The organism is Flavobacterium artemisiae, from assembly GCF_042678225.1.
GTDB classification, from domain to species: Bacteria; Bacteroidota; Bacteroidia; order Flavobacteriales; family Flavobacteriaceae; genus Flavobacterium; species Flavobacterium artemisiae.
Genome location: NZ_JBHUDZ010000008.1, coordinates 52,174 through 69,695, shown reverse-complemented (window position 1 = coordinate 69,695; position 17,522 = coordinate 52,174). Strand labels below are relative to the sequence as shown.

The 17,522-nt window shown below is 36.1% G+C and carries 14 protein-coding genes and 1 pseudogene; 8 read left to right on the top strand and 7 right to left on the bottom strand.

The window, feature by feature from the left end:
• From ACFSC2_RS09065 to ACFSC2_RS09040, 6 genes and pseudogenes are all read right to left on the bottom strand, one after another.
• Positions 1-1,900, bottom strand: a pseudogene (locus ACFSC2_RS09065) (hypothetical protein); the annotation flags it as partial.
• 16 nt (positions 1,901-1,916) lie between these two features.
• Positions 1,917-2,849: a formyltransferase family protein gene (locus tag ACFSC2_RS09060; protein WP_379817827.1), complete on the bottom strand. Its 933-nt coding sequence runs from the start codon at positions 2,847-2,849 to the stop codon at positions 1,917-1,919.
• 2 nt (positions 2,850-2,851) lie between these two features.
• On the bottom strand, positions 2,852-3,982 hold the full coding sequence (locus tag ACFSC2_RS09055; RefSeq protein ID WP_379817829.1) for an ABC transporter substrate-binding protein: 1,131 nt from the start codon (positions 3,980-3,982) through the stop codon (positions 2,852-2,854).
• Between the two features lie 68 nt (positions 3,983-4,050).
• Entirely contained in the window at positions 4,051-4,590 is a 540-nt protein-coding gene (locus tag ACFSC2_RS09050; RefSeq protein ID WP_379817831.1) for a phage tail protein, read from the bottom strand.
• A gap of 17 nt (positions 4,591-4,607) precedes the next feature.
• On the bottom strand, positions 4,608-5,147 hold the full coding sequence (locus ACFSC2_RS09045) for a phage tail protein (protein ID WP_379817833.1): 540 nt from the start codon (positions 5,145-5,147) through the stop codon (positions 4,608-4,610).
• A gap of 38 nt (positions 5,148-5,185) precedes the next feature.
• Positions 5,186-5,725, bottom strand: coding sequence for a phage tail protein (locus ACFSC2_RS09040; RefSeq protein WP_379817835.1), 540 nt, complete (start codon positions 5,723-5,725; stop codon positions 5,186-5,188).
• 679 nt (positions 5,726-6,404) lie between these two features.
• On the opposite strand from ACFSC2_RS09040, the gene ACFSC2_RS09035 reads away from it, so the two are divergent.
• The 8 genes from ACFSC2_RS09035 to ACFSC2_RS09000 all read left to right on the top strand — a co-directional run bounded on the left by ACFSC2_RS09035 (position 6,405) and on the right by ACFSC2_RS09000 (position 16,424).
• The gene (locus tag ACFSC2_RS09035; RefSeq protein ID WP_379817837.1) at positions 6,405-6,764 is read left to right on the top strand and encodes a hypothetical protein; all 360 of its coding nucleotides are present in this window, start codon (positions 6,405-6,407) and stop codon (positions 6,762-6,764) included.
• A gap of 222 nt (positions 6,765-6,986) precedes the next feature.
• Positions 6,987-8,081: an efflux RND transporter periplasmic adaptor subunit gene (locus tag ACFSC2_RS09030; RefSeq protein WP_379817839.1), complete on the top strand. Its 1,095-nt coding sequence runs from the start codon at positions 6,987-6,989 to the stop codon at positions 8,079-8,081.
• 48 nt (positions 8,082-8,129) lie between these two features.
• Entirely contained in the window at positions 8,130-11,246 is a 3,117-nt protein-coding gene (locus ACFSC2_RS09025) for an efflux RND transporter permease subunit (protein ID WP_379817841.1), read from the top strand.
• 246 nt (positions 11,247-11,492) lie between these two features.
• Positions 11,493-12,983, top strand: coding sequence for an efflux transporter outer membrane subunit (locus ACFSC2_RS09020; RefSeq protein ID WP_379817843.1), 1,491 nt, complete (start codon positions 11,493-11,495; stop codon positions 12,981-12,983).
• Between the two features lie 160 nt (positions 12,984-13,143).
• Complete coding sequence (locus ACFSC2_RS09015) at positions 13,144-13,704, top strand: Crp/Fnr family transcriptional regulator (RefSeq protein WP_379817845.1); 561 nt, start codon at positions 13,144-13,146, stop codon at positions 13,702-13,704.
• 230 nt (positions 13,705-13,934) lie between these two features.
• The gene (locus ACFSC2_RS09010; protein ID WP_379817848.1) at positions 13,935-14,261 is read left to right on the top strand and encodes a DMT family transporter; all 327 of its coding nucleotides are present in this window, start codon (positions 13,935-13,937) and stop codon (positions 14,259-14,261) included.
• A 158-nt stretch (positions 14,262-14,419) separates the two neighbouring features.
• Entirely contained in the window at positions 14,420-15,640 is a 1,221-nt protein-coding gene (locus ACFSC2_RS09005; RefSeq protein ID WP_379817850.1) for a DUF763 domain-containing protein, read from the top strand.
• Positions 15,641-15,977: 337 nt separating this feature from the next.
• Positions 15,978-16,424, top strand: coding sequence for a GNAT family N-acetyltransferase (locus ACFSC2_RS09000; protein ID WP_379817852.1), 447 nt, complete (start codon positions 15,978-15,980; stop codon positions 16,422-16,424).
• 1 nt (position 16,425) lies between these two features.
• Here the strand turns inward: ACFSC2_RS09000 and ACFSC2_RS08995 are convergent, their stop codons facing one another.
• A complete protein-coding gene (locus ACFSC2_RS08995) occupies positions 16,426-17,289 on the bottom strand; it encodes a LysR family transcriptional regulator (protein ID WP_379817855.1) in 864 nt (287 codons plus the stop codon).
• Positions 17,290-17,522: the final 233 nt, after the last annotated feature.

Here is a 17,522-nt window from a genome sequence, read left to right as displayed (position 1 = left end):
TAGCTCCTGTTGACCATAAATAAGTATATCCAGGAGTTCCTCCACTTGGAGTAACTGTAGCTGTTCCGTTAGCTCCTCCAAAACAAGAAACTGATGTTGTACTCACTATTCCGTCAAGGACAGCAGCAGGTGATCCTACTACGATACCTGTAATTGTTCTTGTACACGCATTTGCATCTGTAATAGTTACACTATAAGTTCCTGCTGCTAATCCGGTAGCAGTTGTGGCTGTACCTCCAGACGGTGACCAAGAATAAGTATATCCAGGTGTTCCTCCTGAAGCCACAACTGTAGCTGTTCCGTTAGCTCCTCCAAAACAAGAAACCGGAGTTGAAGACGTAATTCCGTTAAGGGCAGCAACTGGCTGTCCTATTACAATTCCAGTAAATGTTCTTGGACAACCGTTGGCATCTGTAACAGTTACACTATAAGTTCCTGCTGCTAATCCAGTAGCTGTAGAAGTTGTAGCTCCTGTAGACCATAAATAAGTATATCCTGGGGTTCCTCCACTTGGAGTAACTGTAGCTGTTCCGTTACCTCCCCCAAAACAAGAAACGGCAGTTGTAGAAATTGTTCCGTTAAGAGCAGTTGCTGGCTGGGTAATGATCACATTATGTGTTGTTGGACAACCCAGATTATCGGTCACAGTAACCGTGTAAGTTCCAGCCGATAATCCAGAAGCCGTAGCTCCAGTACCGCCAGAAGGTGACCAAGAATAAGTATAAGGCGTTATGCCTCCAGAAGCCGCTATAGTTGCAGTTCCATTACCTCCTCCATTACAGCTTACGTTGCTTTGTGAGGTAGTAGTTACTGTTGTAGTGACAACCGTTAAAGTTGCTGAATTTGAAGTTGCAGAACCCGCTCCTGTTACTACGCACTGGTAAGTATAACCATTCATTGCTGCAGTTGCTCCAGTAATCGTTAAGGTTGCCGTGGTCGCATTAGAATAAGGTGCTGTATTTGTTATATTATTAAAACCACTTCCTGTGTTCACCCGCCATTGGTAACCTGTAGCATTCGTTGCTGTAACGCCAAAAGTAGTATTACCATTATTACATATCGTTCTATTAGGCGGATTAACAGTGATTGCTGGAGGAACCCCTATAAAAGGAGCTGCTGACGGCATTGTTAATGTTGTTGGAGAAAGTGTCCAATTTGATTGATTCATTACTGCAGCTCTAATTTGAGCTGCTGTGGTAAAAGGCGCACTAGTACCATTATATTTTGAAGATTGTGCCAAAATACCACCAGTTATTGTTCCTGTGTAGAAAGCACTTATGCCACCTGTTAATCCTGGAGGAATAACAGAAGAGTTTGGCCCTATAGTACAATCCGAAGTACTATCCCAAGTTGCAGTAGTAGTATTTGCACCGCATTCATAATAGGTAATTCCTGATATAACTGTTGCCCCAACTCCAGTTATGGAGCCTGAACCGCCTTGAAAGGCGATGACCTGATCACCAACATTAGACAAGATCAGACCTTGCCCAGCAGTTCCTCCCTCTGTTAATGTAACAGTACCATTTGTAATTAAGCTACTGGTAGCAGTGTTATAAGTTGAAGCAGTAAGACCAACAATAAGAATTTCTGTCCCCATCGCAATTGCAGTTCCTGAAGTCCAGGTAACAGATCCTTCTGAGCCGCTTGTAGGTCGCCAGCCGCTGCCGGTGTATCCTCTATCAGTAAAACTGATTGTCGTACCTGCCGAAATATTTGTAAGTAATACAAATGAGAATTTATCATTACCTCCTACTGTAGGAGGAGTTGAATCATATCCCGTAAAGATAATGTCTCCTACTCCCAAAGTAGTTTGAGCATTAGCTATGTAACTTTGCAGAAATATCCCCAGAAAGAGGGCGATATTTAGAAAGTTTTTAATTTGTGAGTAAAAATTTTTCATATAATAAGTGATTAAATTATAAAGAGGCTAGTTGTTCGCCATTTTTTATACCAAAAATGAGCAACTTCTGCCCACTCATGAATCCTTCATCCGTATAAACAATATTTATACGAAGTTGTGTATTGTTGCAGCATTCTACAATAAGTCCTTTTTCTTCGTCGATATTTAAAATAGTTCCAGGTTTTTGAAGTTGTTGAGATTTAAAACTAATTTGAGAAGCTTCAAGAATACGTATATTCCATCCATTCCATTGCGTATAAGCTCCCTTGTTCCAAGGATTACAGGCTCTTATTAATGCTTCTATAGTTTTGGCATCCTGATTTTTCCAATTGATGCATACATCTGAAGCATTGGGTCTTTTGTAATAATGAGAATTCATTTCTTCTTGCGCTATACCTTTAAAATTGGCTCCGAGCAGGACTAATAATTCGGGAATACACTGTGAGCCTAAATAAGCCAGATTTGTACATAACATTCCATGAGTTACAGGTATATTCAGGGGCAATTTCTTTTTTAAGATAATGGCACCTTTATCAATTTCTTTTTCGATAAGATGAACTGTAATTCCGGTTTCGCTTTTTTGCTGTCGAAGAGATTCAAATACAGGATCTGATCCTCTCATTTCTGGCAAAAGTCCATAGTGGAAATTATAAAACATCCCTGGATGCTGTTTTATAATCTGCTCGGATATTTTCCACGGAAATGTCATTGTAAAAATGTATTTTAGTTCAGCACTCTTTAGTAATTCCTTTATTTGTACTTCTCGTTTTTCTTTTTCAAGAAGAACCAAATTAATTCCTGCTTGAGAAGCAAAAGCAGTGTAAAAATCTTTTATTTCATCATTGTATTCCGGTATTGCAATACAATGTAACCTTCCAATACTATACAGCGTCTGTATAGCTGCAAAAGCCATACGGTGGTTGCATAAAACAACAATATCAGATTTCATAATCATGAATCTAAACAAGCATAAGCATTAAGCCACGAGTTAGCAACTGTATCTTTGATAGCTTCTATGCTTTGTTGTAAACTTTCTCTTTCGCTGTCTAGATTAACAACCTCTGTTACATGATCCAAACGACAGTTGCCTGTTTCCTCATTTTTGGTAACAGTAGCATAATAAACCGGAGCTTCTGAGAAACCTGTATTAGGGTTCATAAAAACTATTCCTCTTGGAGAATTAATGGTCAATCCATCAATTGAGTTTTTATTCATTATCGAGATAAATAAAGCAGCTTCCCAGCCGAGTAATGAAAAGATGTTAGCTTTGTGCGGTCTTAAATCTTCCATTACAGTTATAAACTCTTTATTTTCCTTCGATTCTATTTTTGATGACCAAGGAACAGAGCAGCTCCAATCATATTCAGGATATGGAATTTTACTCAACCACCATTCTTCTGCTGTAAAACCGCTGCCATAGGTTTTACGAGAAGAAATGCTATTATTTTTTTGAGCTTCTCTAAAAAAATCCTCAATCATATCGCCGCAAAAAGAGGTCAATATTGCTGCATCTTTATTGCTCTCAAGGTATTGTGCTAAGGCTTCAAGGCTAAAATCAGCTTTCTTTAATGGTGTAATATGATTATAACCAATCATACCGCCTTTTTCCTCAGTCGCAAATGCATAAGAATAAGGTGCACGATATCCGGCATCATAAAATGAACAAGTAAAAGCAAAGTTTTTTTGTTCTTCTTCTAAAGCTTTACGAACAATTGCGCGTGAACAAAGATTTCCTTGTAATGAAATAAAATAAGCATTGGATAATTTTCCATCAAAAGAATGAAAATGATAACCACTGTCAAGGACTATAAGCACTTTGCCTGAACTTTCAAAAAGAGGATGAATATATTCCGCCGAAAAAGGATTCATATATCCTACTATTATATCGGTACCGTTTAATAATAGCTGCTCACAGCTGGTGTATATTTCTTCATTTTTTCCGGCAACTCCTATACTGGTGGTTGTTATTTGGTGTGCTCCTTCTAAACCTAAATTTTTAAAACAAGCTTTTAAACCATCCATTATATCAAAAGAGATGGAAGGATAAAGAACAGAGCGTGGTAATAGTAAAGCTATATTCATATAGTTTGGTATAGTATGGGTGTCTTAAATAATAATTTAGCTAAGACACCCAATGTGGCAAATAATATTTAGTTTCTTGATGGAAAAATTCCGAATAGGCAAATTATATAGTTTATTCCTAAGTAAGGCTGCTGCACAGAGATTGGCTGATTGCCTCCTGTCGGATTTATTGTTATTATTGGAGAAAATGGTCGTAAAGCCGTATCTGGTGTTTTTTTAGAATACAAACCTCCCAACGAAGCAATATTATTTCCTGTTGGTGATCCTTTATTCCCTTCATCAGAATAAGCCCCCATAGTATAGGTATTTGCTCCGGTATGAGTGTGAGAAGGTAAATTTGTACTGATCAGAGTTGTTGAATTATTCCCCTGTTTTTGTCCAAGCATATAAGTTGGCACACTAGAAGATGTTCCTGTCCCCATTGGAGCACGCCCTCTAAAATCTGGTAATGCAAATGTATTAACGCCATTTCCGCCATAGGTAGTGCCTAAGAGACTAAAAAGAGCCTGATTAGTATTGATTGATAATATCTGTCCAGCACAATATGTCCAATTTTTAGGAGCAAAGTTTGGTGCAAACATTCGAATTTCCGCTATATATCCATCCATGATTTGATTGTATAAAATTAGTTTCTGCTAGGAAAAATACCTAGTTTACAAATTATGTAGTTAAGTGCCTGATAAGGTTGTATGATATCAATAGGCGCGCCTTGTCCTGTTGATCCGAGATTTACTGTTACAGTTTCTGATTTTAGGTTAGTGTCAGCCGCTAGATCTGAATAAGTCAGTGCTGCACCCGCAAAAACGGCACCAGTTGGAGATCCTTGAGTGTCTGTTCCCGCAAAAGCAGCAAGAGAAATGTTTGCAGTAGCCAAATGATTATGTCCAGGCATTTGATTTACTGACATTGTTACTGTTTCAGTACCACCCATTTGTCCAAGTACGACATTAGGTAAACCAGGTCCTTGTCCAGTTCCTATCGGAATACGGCTTTGAAGGTTAGGAAGAGCGAATGTATTTACGCCATCTCCTCCGTATGTAGTGCCAATTAGTACAAACAAAGCCTCATATTGTGCTATGCTAAGTATTTCTCCATTGCAAAAAGCCCAGTTTGCTGGCGCAAAACTACCTGCGAATATGCGAATTTCTCCTAGAGTTCCTTCCATAATAGTGTTTTAAAAGTTAAAATAAATTGATAAAAACGTTATGAACGAGGAGGGAAAATCCCGAACATACAAATAATATAGTTCATGCCTAGTGTGGGTTGATTAAGCGCAAAAGGAATGTTACTTCCGGTATTAGAAACTGTTACAGTATAAGCTGTGCTTTTCATTGCTGTATCTACCGCAAGATTACTAAACATTCCAGCTCTAGAAGCTAAGACATTTCCAGCTGGAGTAGTAACATTTCCTTCATCGGAATAAGCCGGAAGAGATGCAACTGCAGTACCAACATGAATGTGAGGAGGGATCTGTGAGGCGTTTAATGTGACGCTGGCTGTTCCGGCTTTTTCACCTAAACTGTAAGCAGATAGGCCAAGTCCCTGGCCAGCCCCCAATGCTGTTCGACCTGCAAGATCTGGCAAACCAAATGTAACAGTACCATTACCACCATAAACTGTTCCCAGAATTGAGAATAGCGCAGTATTACTCCTTATTTGTAGTAATGCTCCGTTACAATACGACCAATTTGCAGGCGCAAATGATCCGGCAAAGAGGCGAATTTCCCCTATTGTTCCTTCCATAATTTATTAATTTAAATAGTTAGTATTTATAGTTAATGCAAGTAAAATTCCTTTTCTATCCTTTATAATGTGTATGGCATTATTTCGGCTGAAACGAAAGTACAAAACATAAAAATCTCACTAACAGGTATTTCTACGTGTTTTTGTCCGAATTTTAAGTTAAAAATAATCGTCTTATGCACATAAGCGGAAAAATATGTCACAGAACGGGTTTTTATTGTCATGAAATAGTTTTTTAGAGGTAAATTGACCTTTATTTTATGTAAGAATCAAAGAAGTCATCTTTTTATAGTTAAACACAATCCAGCAATACGAAGTTTTGACTTAATCTACGACAATCATAAATTTTATCTAGTAAGGAGCGAAAGAATCATTTCTTATAAACAAACCGAAAAACAGAAGAGTTTCTCTTGTTTTGGTCAATTAGAATAACATTTTTTAAATAATTTAAAAGCATGAAAAAAGAAATTAGTTTTTCTTTCTTCATGCTTTTTTTATTGAAACATTTTAACTGAATTCCAAATAATTCAAATAGCAAAACAAAAATTTCAATATTAAATCTTAGCCATTTTTACAAAATTTTAAGAATCCTTGCTTTTCAAATTATTATATTTGGCTCCTTGACAATAATTATAAGCCAATTTTCAAATAACAAATTATAAACACTTCTCTGCTGTAAATGAAACCTATTAAGTTCATATACATAGTTTTACTTTCGCTGCTTTCTTTTTTCAGAAGCGCCGAAACCTATAAACTTCCTGCCGAAAATAATCGTTGTATTGTTCTTGACAGTGTAGAAGCAGACGACACTTATCATTTTTCTTCAGATTTTTCCTCTTCCAAAAATATTGACCTTCACTGCATCGTCAAAAAGAAAATAAAAGGAAGAGCTACGACTTTAGAACAAAGCACAATCAAAGCTCCTTATTTCAGTAATTTAGTAAACTTCAAACTTTACAAAGAGAGCTTATTTTATGGTATTGTTTCTATATTTCAAGTAGAAAGACATACACATCTTCACTTATATCAATTGTTCTAGATTTCAGGAATAGTTCGTTTTTATATTTTTAGATTTAATTCGAAGGCATTTCTATATTCCTATTCGAGACCAAAAACATACTATTTATATAAAAACTTTCTTAAGAAACGGTGCCTTAACTACTAAAAGCATTCCGTTTACTTTTTCTATTCCTATCAAATATGCTAAAAACTCCCTCAAAAGATAAGGGAGAATACCTATTTACATCAAAATCTAAATACAATGAACACCTATAAAAATCAATTTCTGTTATTCAGCTTATCCTTATTAGTTTTAGTCTCGTGCGGTGACAAATCAAAAAAGAATTCAAACGACATCAAAACCGTTCCTGTTTATAAAGTCACATTAAAAGACACCGTAGTTTCCAGCAAATTTGTAGCCGACGTTCATGCCAAAAACAATGTCGAAATTCATGTTAGAATCCCAGGTTTACTAGATAAGGTTTATGTAAGCGAAGGACAAAAAGTAAAAAAAGGACAAATCCTTTTTAAAATAAGCGACGTAGAACTTCAGATTCAATTACTAAAAGCCGAAGCCGTTTACAAAACTACATTAGCCGATTTAAGAATCGCTACAGTCGAACTAGAACAAGCACAAACTCTTTTCAATAAAAAAGTAATCGCAGACAAAGAATTAGAATTGTCTAAAGCAAAATATGATGCCGCTTCCGCGAAAGTAGCCCACGCCGTTGCCGAAAAAAAGGCAATCAACCAACAAATCAACTTCACTACTATCCGCGCTCCATTTGACGGAACCATTGACAGAATTCCGTTCAAAGAAGGAAGTTTGGTCGAAAATGGTTCACTGCTGACAACCGTTTCACAGCTTGACGATATTTACGCTTATTTCTCTATTCCAGAAAACACTTATTTTCAAATGATGGAAGATAAAACCCTGAACAATCAAGGCGATATCAAACTCGTGCTGCCAAATGGTATGGTTTACGATCAAAAGGGAGAATTAAGAACAGCCGACGGAGAAATCGACAGAGAAACAGGATCTATTCAATACAAAGCAAAATTTCATAACCCACAAGGATTTATCAAGCACGGAACTTCTGGAAAACTAATTATTTCAGAACCTAAAAACAACGTGATGTTAATTCCGCAAAAAGCAGTTTTTTCTATTCAGGATAAACAATATGTATTTCTGGTAAACAAAAAAGATGGAAAAGTAAAAATGACCAATGTTACCATTGGAAGTACTCTTGATGATGTTTACATTCTAAATGAAGGTTTAAAAAGCGACGACCTTATTGTCGAAGAAGGCACACAATCGTTAAGAGACGGCGATAAAATCAACATTAAACAAATGTAGTTTTTAAGACCAAAAAAGAAATCCAATTATTTACCTAAAAAAAATAAAATGATAGAGTTATTTATCAAAAGAAAAATATTGTCATTAATCATCTCGGTTATGATCGTTCTTTTGGGAATCTTGGCATTATTTCAGCTTCCCATAACACAATTTCCCGACATTGTACCGCCCTCTGTAACAGTAACGGCAAAATATACGGGAGCAAACGCTGAGGTTTCTGCTAATGCAGTCGCGCTTCCGTTAGAAAGAGCCATAAATGGAGTTCCCGGAATGACGTATATGTCAACCGTAACCTCTAACGACGGTTTAACCTTAATTCAGGTTTTCTTTGAAGTAGGAACCGACCCCGACTTGGCCGCTGTAAACGTACAGAACAGAGTAACCACTATTCTCGACGAACTTCCAGAAGAGGTAATTCGTGCGGGAGTTACCACCGAAAAAGAGGTAAACAGTATGTTGATGTATTTGAATATTACAAGTACAGACAAAACGCAGGACGAGCAGTTTATCTTCAACTTTACTGATATTAATATCCTGCAGGAATTAAAACGTATTGACGGTGTCGGTCGTGCCGAAATCATGGGACAGAAAGAATATTCGATGCGTGTCTGGCTGGATCCGCAAAAGATGCTTTCGTATAATATTTCGGCAAACGAAGTCATTAATTCACTTCAAAAACAAAATATTTCTGCCGCGCCGGGTAAAGTTGGTGAAGGTTCTGGACAAATGAACAATCAGCTGCAATACGTTATCAAATACGGCGGAAAATTCTTTGAACCAAAACAATACGAAGAAATCGCTTTAAGAGCCAATCCAGACGGAACCATCTTAAGATTAAAAGATATTTCGAATATAGAATTTGGTGCGATGAGTTACGGAATGGTTTCTAAAACCGACGGAAAACCTTCGGCATCGATCATGTTGAAACAGCGTCCTGGATCTAACGCTTCTGAAGTTATTGAAAGCGTAAAAGAAAAAATGGCCGAATTAAAAGGCAGTTCTTTTCCTCCTGGAATGGATTTTAATATTGCTTATGATGTTTCGCGCTTCTTAGATGCCTCAATAGATGAGGTTTTAAGAACTTTAATTGAAGCTTTTATTTTAGTAGCTTTTGTAGTTTTTATATTCCTGCAAGACTGGCGATCAACTTTGATTCCGGTTTTAGCGGTTCCAGTTGCCCTTATTGGTTCGTTTACTTTTATGTCGATGATGGGATTCTCGATTAACTTATTAACGCTTTTTGCTTTGGTACTTTCTATCGGAATTGTAGTCGATAACGCTATTGTCGTCGTTGAAGCCGTTCACGTCAAAATCTCCGAAGAACACATGAAACCGTTAGAAGCAACAATCAGTGCCATGAAAGAAATTACTGGAGCCGTAATCGCAATTACAATTGTCATGGCAGCGGTATTTATTCCTGTAGCTTTTTTGAGCGGTCCCGTTGGAGTTTTCTACAGGCAGTTTTCGCTTACAATGGCAATTAGTATTGTCATTTCTGGAATCAATGCACTTACCCTTACTCCTGCCCTTTGCGCTATTATGCTGAAAGCACATGATCCTAACAAAGAAAAAAAATCTTTATTAGATCGTTTCTTTCACGGTTTTAATAATTGGTTTGATAATGTAACTTCAAAATACATTAGAGTCTTAATGAAGTTTGCAGACCGAACTTCAATTACAATTGGTTTATTAGTTTTGTTTTGTCTTTTAACTTGGGGAACAAGCCGATTTTTACCATCAGGCTTTATTCCGTCAGAAGATCAAGGAATGGTTTATGTAAGCGTAACTACTCCTCAGGGTGCCACGGTTGAGCGTACCGAAAAAGCATTAGATGAAGTAACCACAATTGCAAAAGGAATTAAGGGCGTAGACAACGTAACTACACTTGCTGGATACAGCATTGTAACCGAAATTGCCGGAGCTTCCTACGGAATGGGAATGATTAACCTTAAAGACTGGAGCGAACGTGATATTTCGGTAAACGAATTTATCGCAGCACTTACCGAAAAAACAAAAGGAATTACCGATGCCCAAATTGAGATTTTTGCCCCACCAACTGTTCCTGGTTTTGGTAACACCAGCGGTTTTGAGCTTCGACTTTTAGATAAATCTGGAGGAAGTATTGCCAATACAGATGTCGTGACAAAAAACTTCATTAAAGAATTAAACGCTTCGCCAGAAATTCAAAATTCATTTTCTAGTTTCGATGCCACTTTCCCGCAGTATTTGATTCATATTGATTATGATTTGGCTGCTAAAAAAGGAATTTCTGTAGACAACGCCATGGCAACTTTACAAACCATGTTAGGTTCTTTTTATGCAACCAATTTTATCCGTTTTTCGCAAATGTATAAAGTTATGGTTCAAGCAAGTCCGCAGTTTCGTAAAAATCCAGAAAGTATTTTGGATATGTATTTGAAAAATGAAGCTGGGGAAATGGTTCCGTTTTCAACATTCATTAAATTAGAAAGAGTGTACGGTCCAGAAGTTCTTACGCGTTATAATATGTACATGTCGGCAATGATTAACGGAGAACCTGCCGAAGGTTACAGTTCTGGAGAAGCTATTGCTGCCGTAGAAAAAATTGCTGCAGAAAAACTTCCAAGCCGTTTTGAATTGGAATGGTCTGGAATGACGCGTGAAGAAATTTTATCAGGAAACCAAACCATATACATTTTTGCCCTTTGTATACTATTTGTATACTTACTACTAGCCGCGCAATACGAAAGTTTATTGCTTCCATTCCCCGTATTATTGAGTCTTCCTGTCGGCGTTTTTGGCTCTTATCTAGCGCTTTTAGCCGTTGGATTAGACAATAATATTTACGCCCAAGTTGCACTCGTCATGCTGATTGGTCTGCTCGCTAAAAATGCCATTCTGATTGTAGAATTTGCAATGGCACAAAACAAACTCGGTCGAGACATTACAGAAGCCGCTATCGAAGGCGCGAGACTTCGTTTTAGGCCAATTTTAATGACATCATTTGCTTTTATTTCAGGTTTGATTCCGTTGTGTATTGCCTCTGGTGCAGGTGCAATCGGTAACCGTTCAATTGGTACCGCTGCTGCGGGCGGAATGTTGATCGGAACTGTATTTGGTCTTGTTATTATTCCAGGACTTTATATACTGTTTGCAAAATTGGAAAAACGAATGAGTAAATCTTAATATTTATTTTTTTTTAAACACATAGAATCATAATTTTTCTTTGTCTTTAGAGGCGTTTCACTAGTTTAAACAAACATAGCCTTCACGGGCAATCTTTGTGAACCCAAAGTTGAAACTTGGGCCTATATTCAAAACTATGTGTGGAAACTAGTTTCTTTCCATTCCTTTTTATAGAAACAAAAAATCTATGTCTCTATGTGTTAAAATAAAATTTTAGACAAAGAATTGAACAAAATAAATTAAACAATGAAAGAAATATTAAATCAATATAAAAATGCTGATGTGCAGTTTCTAAGGACAACCAAAAGTGCTGTCATGGTTACTGGAATCTTACTTTTGACTGCTTGTTCAGCACCAAAAGTCAGTACTAAACTAGATGCTGCAAAACTTCCAGAGAATTTTGCTGCAGAAAGGAAAGAAGCTCCAAGCGAGTCTTTTATTCCATTAAAAACAGAAACATTTTTTAAAGATCCGAAATTGGATCAGTTATTAAAAAAAGCTGTCGCGCAAAATCCTGATTATTTAATTATGCAGGAAAGAATTTTGATTGCCAACTCGCATTTAAAAGTGGCAAAATTGGCATTATTACCTTCATTAGATCTTGCAGTGGATGTTTCTGGAACACATTACGGAAAATATACAATGGATGGTGTTGGAAATTATGATACTAATTTTTCTCAGAATATTACAGAAAAACAAAGAATCAACGAAGACGTGACGCCAAACTTATTTTTAGGCGGAAAAGTTTCGTGGGAAGCTGATATTTGGGGAAAACTAAGCAATCGCAAAAAAGCGGCACAACAACGTTTTTTTGCTTCACAGCAAGGAATGCGATTATTACAGACAAGACTTCTTGGCGATGTTGCCGATTTGTATTTTAAACTAATTGCGCTCGACAAACAAGCTTTAATTTACAATGACAACTTAAAAACGCAGGAAAGAGCATTGGATATCGTTTCGGCACAAAGATCGGTTGGTAAAGCTACAGAATTAGCGGTACAACAATTTAATGCACAAAATAATAATATTCATGCCGAAGCTTCGGAACTTAACTTAAGCATCGATCAAACCGAAAAAGCTTTATTAACACTTTTAGGGGAATACGGAGGAAAAATCGACAGAAGCAACGATTTCTTGTCTGGACATTTAGAAGTCTTAAATCAAAAGATAAGTGTCGATTCGATCATTCATAAAAGACCAGACGTATCTGAAGCTTATTTTGAATTACTAGCAAGCAATGCGGACGCTAAATCGGCTCGTGCAGCCTTTTTTCCGACTTTGAATTTGGGAGGTTATGCAGGTTTTAACTCTTTTTCGTTCAGCACTATTTTTGACGCAGGTTCTTTCGCCTGGCAATTATTAGGCGGATTAACGGCTCCTGTTTTCAATAAAGGACAAATAAAACAAGAGTTTTATGTTTCGAACAGAAAACAGGAAATCTCTTTTCTTCAATATCAAAATTCGGTTACAACGGCTTTTAACGAATTAAGCGCTTTATTGCATAGAAATGAAGCTTTTGAAGATGTTTTAAAATTTAAAATGAAAGAAATTGATCATCTCGAAATTGCGGTAAATGTCTCAAATGATTTGTATTTAAGCGGTTATGCTAATTATTTAGAAATTATTAATGCACAAAAAAACAAACTGCAGGCAGAACTTGACTTTGTTGATATTCAATTACGAAATGCCAACTCTCAAGTATTATTGTATAAAGCTTTAGGCGGCGGAATTAATTAGCGTTTATATATTGGTCAAAAATTGCTTTTACATTTTGAATTAGTTTCTTGTGCGGGCGATTTTATATCCCATTTCAATTCTGAAATGGGATTTTTTTATAGAAACAACGTGCATTTCCCGTTTACTTTTTACCTTTATTCAAAATAATAAAACTCCATTGATGGATATTTCCAAAACCCTTGACCTCATATACCAGCTTCCAGATCAGTCAAAATTGGCACTACAAAATAATGTTACCGAAGTTTCTTTCCCGAAAGGGCATATTTTACTAAAAGCCAATAAAATAGAATCGAATATTTACTTTATAAAAAAAGGATTGGTAAGAGCTTTTGTAGAAAGAGATAATGAAGTTACGTTTTGGTTTGGAAAAGAAGGCGAAACCGTTATTTCAATGAAAAGTTATGTAGAAGATCAGCCTGGTTACGAAAATATAGAACTTTTGGAAGACTGCGAATTGTACGAACTTAAAACCGAAAATCTCAGAAAATTGTTCAGCGAAGATGTTCACATTGCCAACTGGGGAAGAAAATTTGCCGAAAAAGAACTAATCAAAACCGAAGAAAGATTAATTTCCAGACAATTCAAAAATGCTTCTGAGCGTTATTTGGAATTAATGAAAGATCATTCGGAAATTATTAAAAGAGTGCAATTAGGACATATTGCATCTTATTTAGGAATTACGCAAGTTAGTCTAAGCAGAATTCGAGCGGAATTAAAATAAATCAGTAATCGAAATTATATATTCAATTCAGATTAATTTAAATCCATACAAATCTGCTTTAATCTGTGTAAATCTGCGTGAAAAAAATCTATACGCAAAAAATATTTCATCCATATTAAATTAGATTTTTCCTGTTGATCGAAACAGATTAAAATAACTTCATTTTTTATCATTTGTTAAATTTTAAATCAATTTCATAAAAGAACTTTGCATCATAAATTTTTAACGTTATGAACTGGATTATTTTAATCATCGGCGGGCTATTTGAGGTAGCTTTCGCTTCTTGTCTTGGAAAAGCAAAAGAAACAACAGGCACCGAAATGTACTATTGGTATATCGGATTTTTCGTTTCTCTAACTATAAGTATGTTATTGCTAATGAAAGCTACAGAAACACTTCCATTAGGAACAGCTTACGCGGTTTGGACAGGAATTGGGGCTGTAGGAACTGTATTGGTTGGTATTTTTATTTTTAAAGAACCAGCTGCTTTCTGGAGATTATTTTTTCTAACTACTTTGGTTGGTTCTATTGTTGGTCTAAAGGCCGTTTCTCATTAATTTTTTTAGTTTTTTTAATAATTCTATAAAGGCGAAATACATAACGTGTTTCGTCTTTTTTTATATAAAATTTCAATTTCATTTATTCGCTTCCTGCAGCTTTCATTTAACAGTTCTCCGAAAAAAAATTCCGTAATTTTGCATCAAACCCAAATTACATGAAACGCTCCGGTACGGCAGATCTTCCTTTACATTATGGCCATGTTCCTTTATGGCTTGCCGACCGTATGTCAAAATTGGGTTTTGCGATTGTAGAAACTATTGCATTAGAATTTTCTACTTCCGAGGTAATTTCAAAACTAAGCAATCCGTTTTGGTTTCAAAGTTTTGGCGCCGTTATGGGCATGGATTGGCATTCGTCTGGAATTACAACTTCTGTTTTAGGAGCATTGAAAAAAGCTGTAAATCCGCATTCGCAGGAACTTGGAATTTATATCTGTGGCGGAAAAGGAAAACACTCCATGAAAACGCCGCAGGAACTTTTGTTTGTGGGTAATAAAACTGGACTCGACGGAAATGATCTCGCCAATTGCAGCCGACTTACTGCAAAGGTGGACAACACCGCAATTCAGGACGGATTTCAATTGTATCAGCATAATTTTATTGTAGATAATAAAGGACAATGGGCTGTGATTCAGCAGGGAATGAATCCAGACTCCAAAACTGCCAGAAGATACCATTGGCATTCTAAAGATTTACAATCATTTATAAACGAACCGCATACTTTTATTTACGGTGAAAATCAAGGCTCAATTCTAAATCTTACCGCTGGAACCGCTGAAAAATCAAGAAACGGAATCTTGGAATTAACCAAAGAATCTCCCACAAAAATCATCAAAGAAATGCAGCATCTTTCTATGCCTTCGCATCATGATGTAAGACTCGAAGATGTTAATATGAAACGTCTAGGAGCAATGTTGTGGACAACGCACGAAAACAAACCGGAAGATTTTGAAGAACTTTTGCTCTTAAAAGGAATGGGACCAAGGGCGTTACAATCTTTAGCTTTGGTAAGCGAAGTTATTTACGGAACTCCTACCCGCTTTGAAGATCCTGCACGTTTTTCTTTTGCACACGGCGGAAAAGACGGACATCCGTTTCCTGTTCCGATTACTATTTATGATGAGACAATTTCTACTTTGCAAAAAGCAATCAATAGAGCAAAAATTGGAAACTCAGACAAAATCGAAGCCATCAGAAAACTATCTGAAATTTCTATAGAAGCCGAAAAGGGTTTTACACCCAATAATAATCTAGATGAATTAATTCAAAAAGAAAGAGCTGAATCCTATAAATACGGCGGTAAAACGGTATTCGGAGACGCAAAACCTCCAAAAAACAAACCCATTAATCCAAACAATCAATTGGAATTGTTTTAATTCTATGAACAATTCACAATATATACACCCAAAATTAAACATAGCCCGCGGTTTCAACCGCGGGGAACGTATTGTAAAATACTGTGGAATAATTGTATGAAATTATATTGTGTCATTATATTGCGTCCCCGTGGTTGAAAACACGGGTTATATTGAGATACAGAATCTAAAAACATATATTTTACCAATCATCCATTATCTAATTACCCCAATTATCTAATTTTCTAATTATCTAATTAAAACAATAATGCATTTCCAGCATCACATGATAAAAAAATAGCATTTTTAAACATTATTCTCTGTTTTATCTTTGACAAAAAAAGAATAAAAATAAAACATGACATTCAGCTATTCCATTAAATCATTTGATGAATTAACCAATCACGAAATGTACGATATGCTTCGATTACGAAGTGAAGTTTTTGTTGTAGAACAAAATTGTCCCTATTTGGATTTGGACAACAAAGACCAAAAAAGTTTTCATTTATTATATTATGTTGATAATCAATTTGCGGGTTGTACGCGTTTGCTTCCAAAAGGAGTATCATATCAGGAAATTTCCATCGGAAGAGTCGTAATTACACCCTCACATCGCGGATTGGGTTTAGGCGTAAAATTGATGGAAGCTTCTATTTCGGGTTGTGAAGAAAAATTTGGAAAAGGTTCCATTCGTATTGGAGCACAATATCATTTATCCAAATTCTATCAATCTTTAGGCTTTGTAGAACAAGGTGAAGTTTACGACGAAGACGGAATTCCGCATATTGAAATGTTACGTTCTTAGTTTACGGAATAATTAATTTGAGAACATTGGCCAAAATCGGATTATGATCTTCAGTTCTCCAATTGATATACAAATCGGTTTCTAAAGGCAGTTTTATAAATCGGATTCCTGGAATTTCATGAAAAAGATACGAATCGGGCAAAATCGCAATTCCGAGTCCTTTTCGAACCAAAGCAATAATCGCAGAGCCAAATTCAGAATGGAGATAAACTTCGGGAGCATTTTCAAAAGAATTGAATAAACGGCGAATTAAATCGCTGTAACTGCTTCCTTCGTCATTTGTAGGTAAAATGAATTTCTGCGAAGCAAGTGTTTCTTTGGTAAGATCTTCGGGTTTTTGATACGGATGATTCTCGGGAACAACAATCGCTAAATTATCCGTATGAAATTTCTCCGACTGAATTTCACGAGAAGTATTAATATCTCTCGTAATCGCAAGATCAATTTTATAATTGAGCAGAAATTCCTGCTGATGTTCATATAAAACCTGAATGAGTTTGATTTTAAGTTTTGGATATGCAGCAGAAATACGAGATAAAATATCGGGCATGATCGAAGCCGAAATAGAATCAGGATGTGCAATGGTAATTGTTCCGCTTTCGCCAAGCTGAATCTGGCGGGCCGATTGATGGATAAATTCGAGTTTACTCAATTCCACTTCCCATTTTTCTTTTAGAAATTGGCCGGCAGCAGTAAGTTTGACATTTCTTTTATTACGCTCAAAAAGCTGAACACCAAGCTGATTTTCAAGAGACTGAATCTGACGGCTGAGTGCTGATTGTGTAATATTCATTTTTCCGGCCGTATTCCAGAAATGAAGTTCGCGGGAAAGCGCTAGAAAATATTTAATTTGCTGTAAATCCATTGATGCAATTTACGCATTTATAAAGAACAAAAAACAAGTTTTAATGCATTAAAATGATTTTTAAAACACATAGAATCATAGATTATAGATCTGGATAAAAAGGCGTTTCACTTATTTAAACAAACATAGGTGTTGGCAAACCTAAGGTTTTAAAACCTGTTAGGTTTCGGAACTAATAATGTGACATTTAAAAACGAGTTTCTTTTAATAACTCCTAAAAAACAAATAAAAAA

Coding starts and splice junctions, on each gene's coding strand:
- ACFSC2_RS09060 (WP_379817827.1), bottom strand. CDS start 2,849: ATGAAATCTGATATTGTTGTTTTATGCAACCACCGTATGGCTTTTGCA.
- ACFSC2_RS09055 (WP_379817829.1), bottom strand. CDS start 3,982: ATGAATATAGCTTTACTATTACCACGCTCTGTTCTTTATCCTTCCATC.
- ACFSC2_RS09050 (WP_379817831.1), bottom strand. CDS start 4,590: ATGGATGGATATATAGCGGAAATTCGAATGTTTGCACCAAACTTTGCT.
- ACFSC2_RS09045 (WP_379817833.1), bottom strand. CDS start 5,147: ATGGAAGGAACTCTAGGAGAAATTCGCATATTCGCAGGTAGTTTTGCG.
- ACFSC2_RS09040 (WP_379817835.1), bottom strand. CDS start 5,725: ATGGAAGGAACAATAGGGGAAATTCGCCTCTTTGCCGGATCATTTGCG.
- ACFSC2_RS09035 (WP_379817837.1), top strand. CDS start 6,405: ATGAAACCTATTAAGTTCATATACATAGTTTTACTTTCGCTGCTTTCT.
- ACFSC2_RS09030 (WP_379817839.1), top strand. CDS start 6,987: ATGAACACCTATAAAAATCAATTTCTGTTATTCAGCTTATCCTTATTA.
- ACFSC2_RS09025 (WP_379817841.1), top strand. CDS start 8,130: ATGATAGAGTTATTTATCAAAAGAAAAATATTGTCATTAATCATCTCG.
- ACFSC2_RS09020 (WP_379817843.1), top strand. CDS start 11,493: ATGAAAGAAATATTAAATCAATATAAAAATGCTGATGTGCAGTTTCTA.
- ACFSC2_RS09015 (WP_379817845.1), top strand. CDS start 13,144: ATGGATATTTCCAAAACCCTTGACCTCATATACCAGCTTCCAGATCAG.
- ACFSC2_RS09010 (WP_379817848.1), top strand. CDS start 13,935: ATGAACTGGATTATTTTAATCATCGGCGGGCTATTTGAGGTAGCTTTC.
- ACFSC2_RS09005 (WP_379817850.1), top strand. CDS start 14,420: ATGAAACGCTCCGGTACGGCAGATCTTCCTTTACATTATGGCCATGTT.
- ACFSC2_RS09000 (WP_379817852.1), top strand. CDS start 15,978: ATGACATTCAGCTATTCCATTAAATCATTTGATGAATTAACCAATCAC.
- ACFSC2_RS08995 (WP_379817855.1), bottom strand. CDS start 17,289: ATGGATTTACAGCAAATTAAATATTTTCTAGCGCTTTCCCGCGAACTT.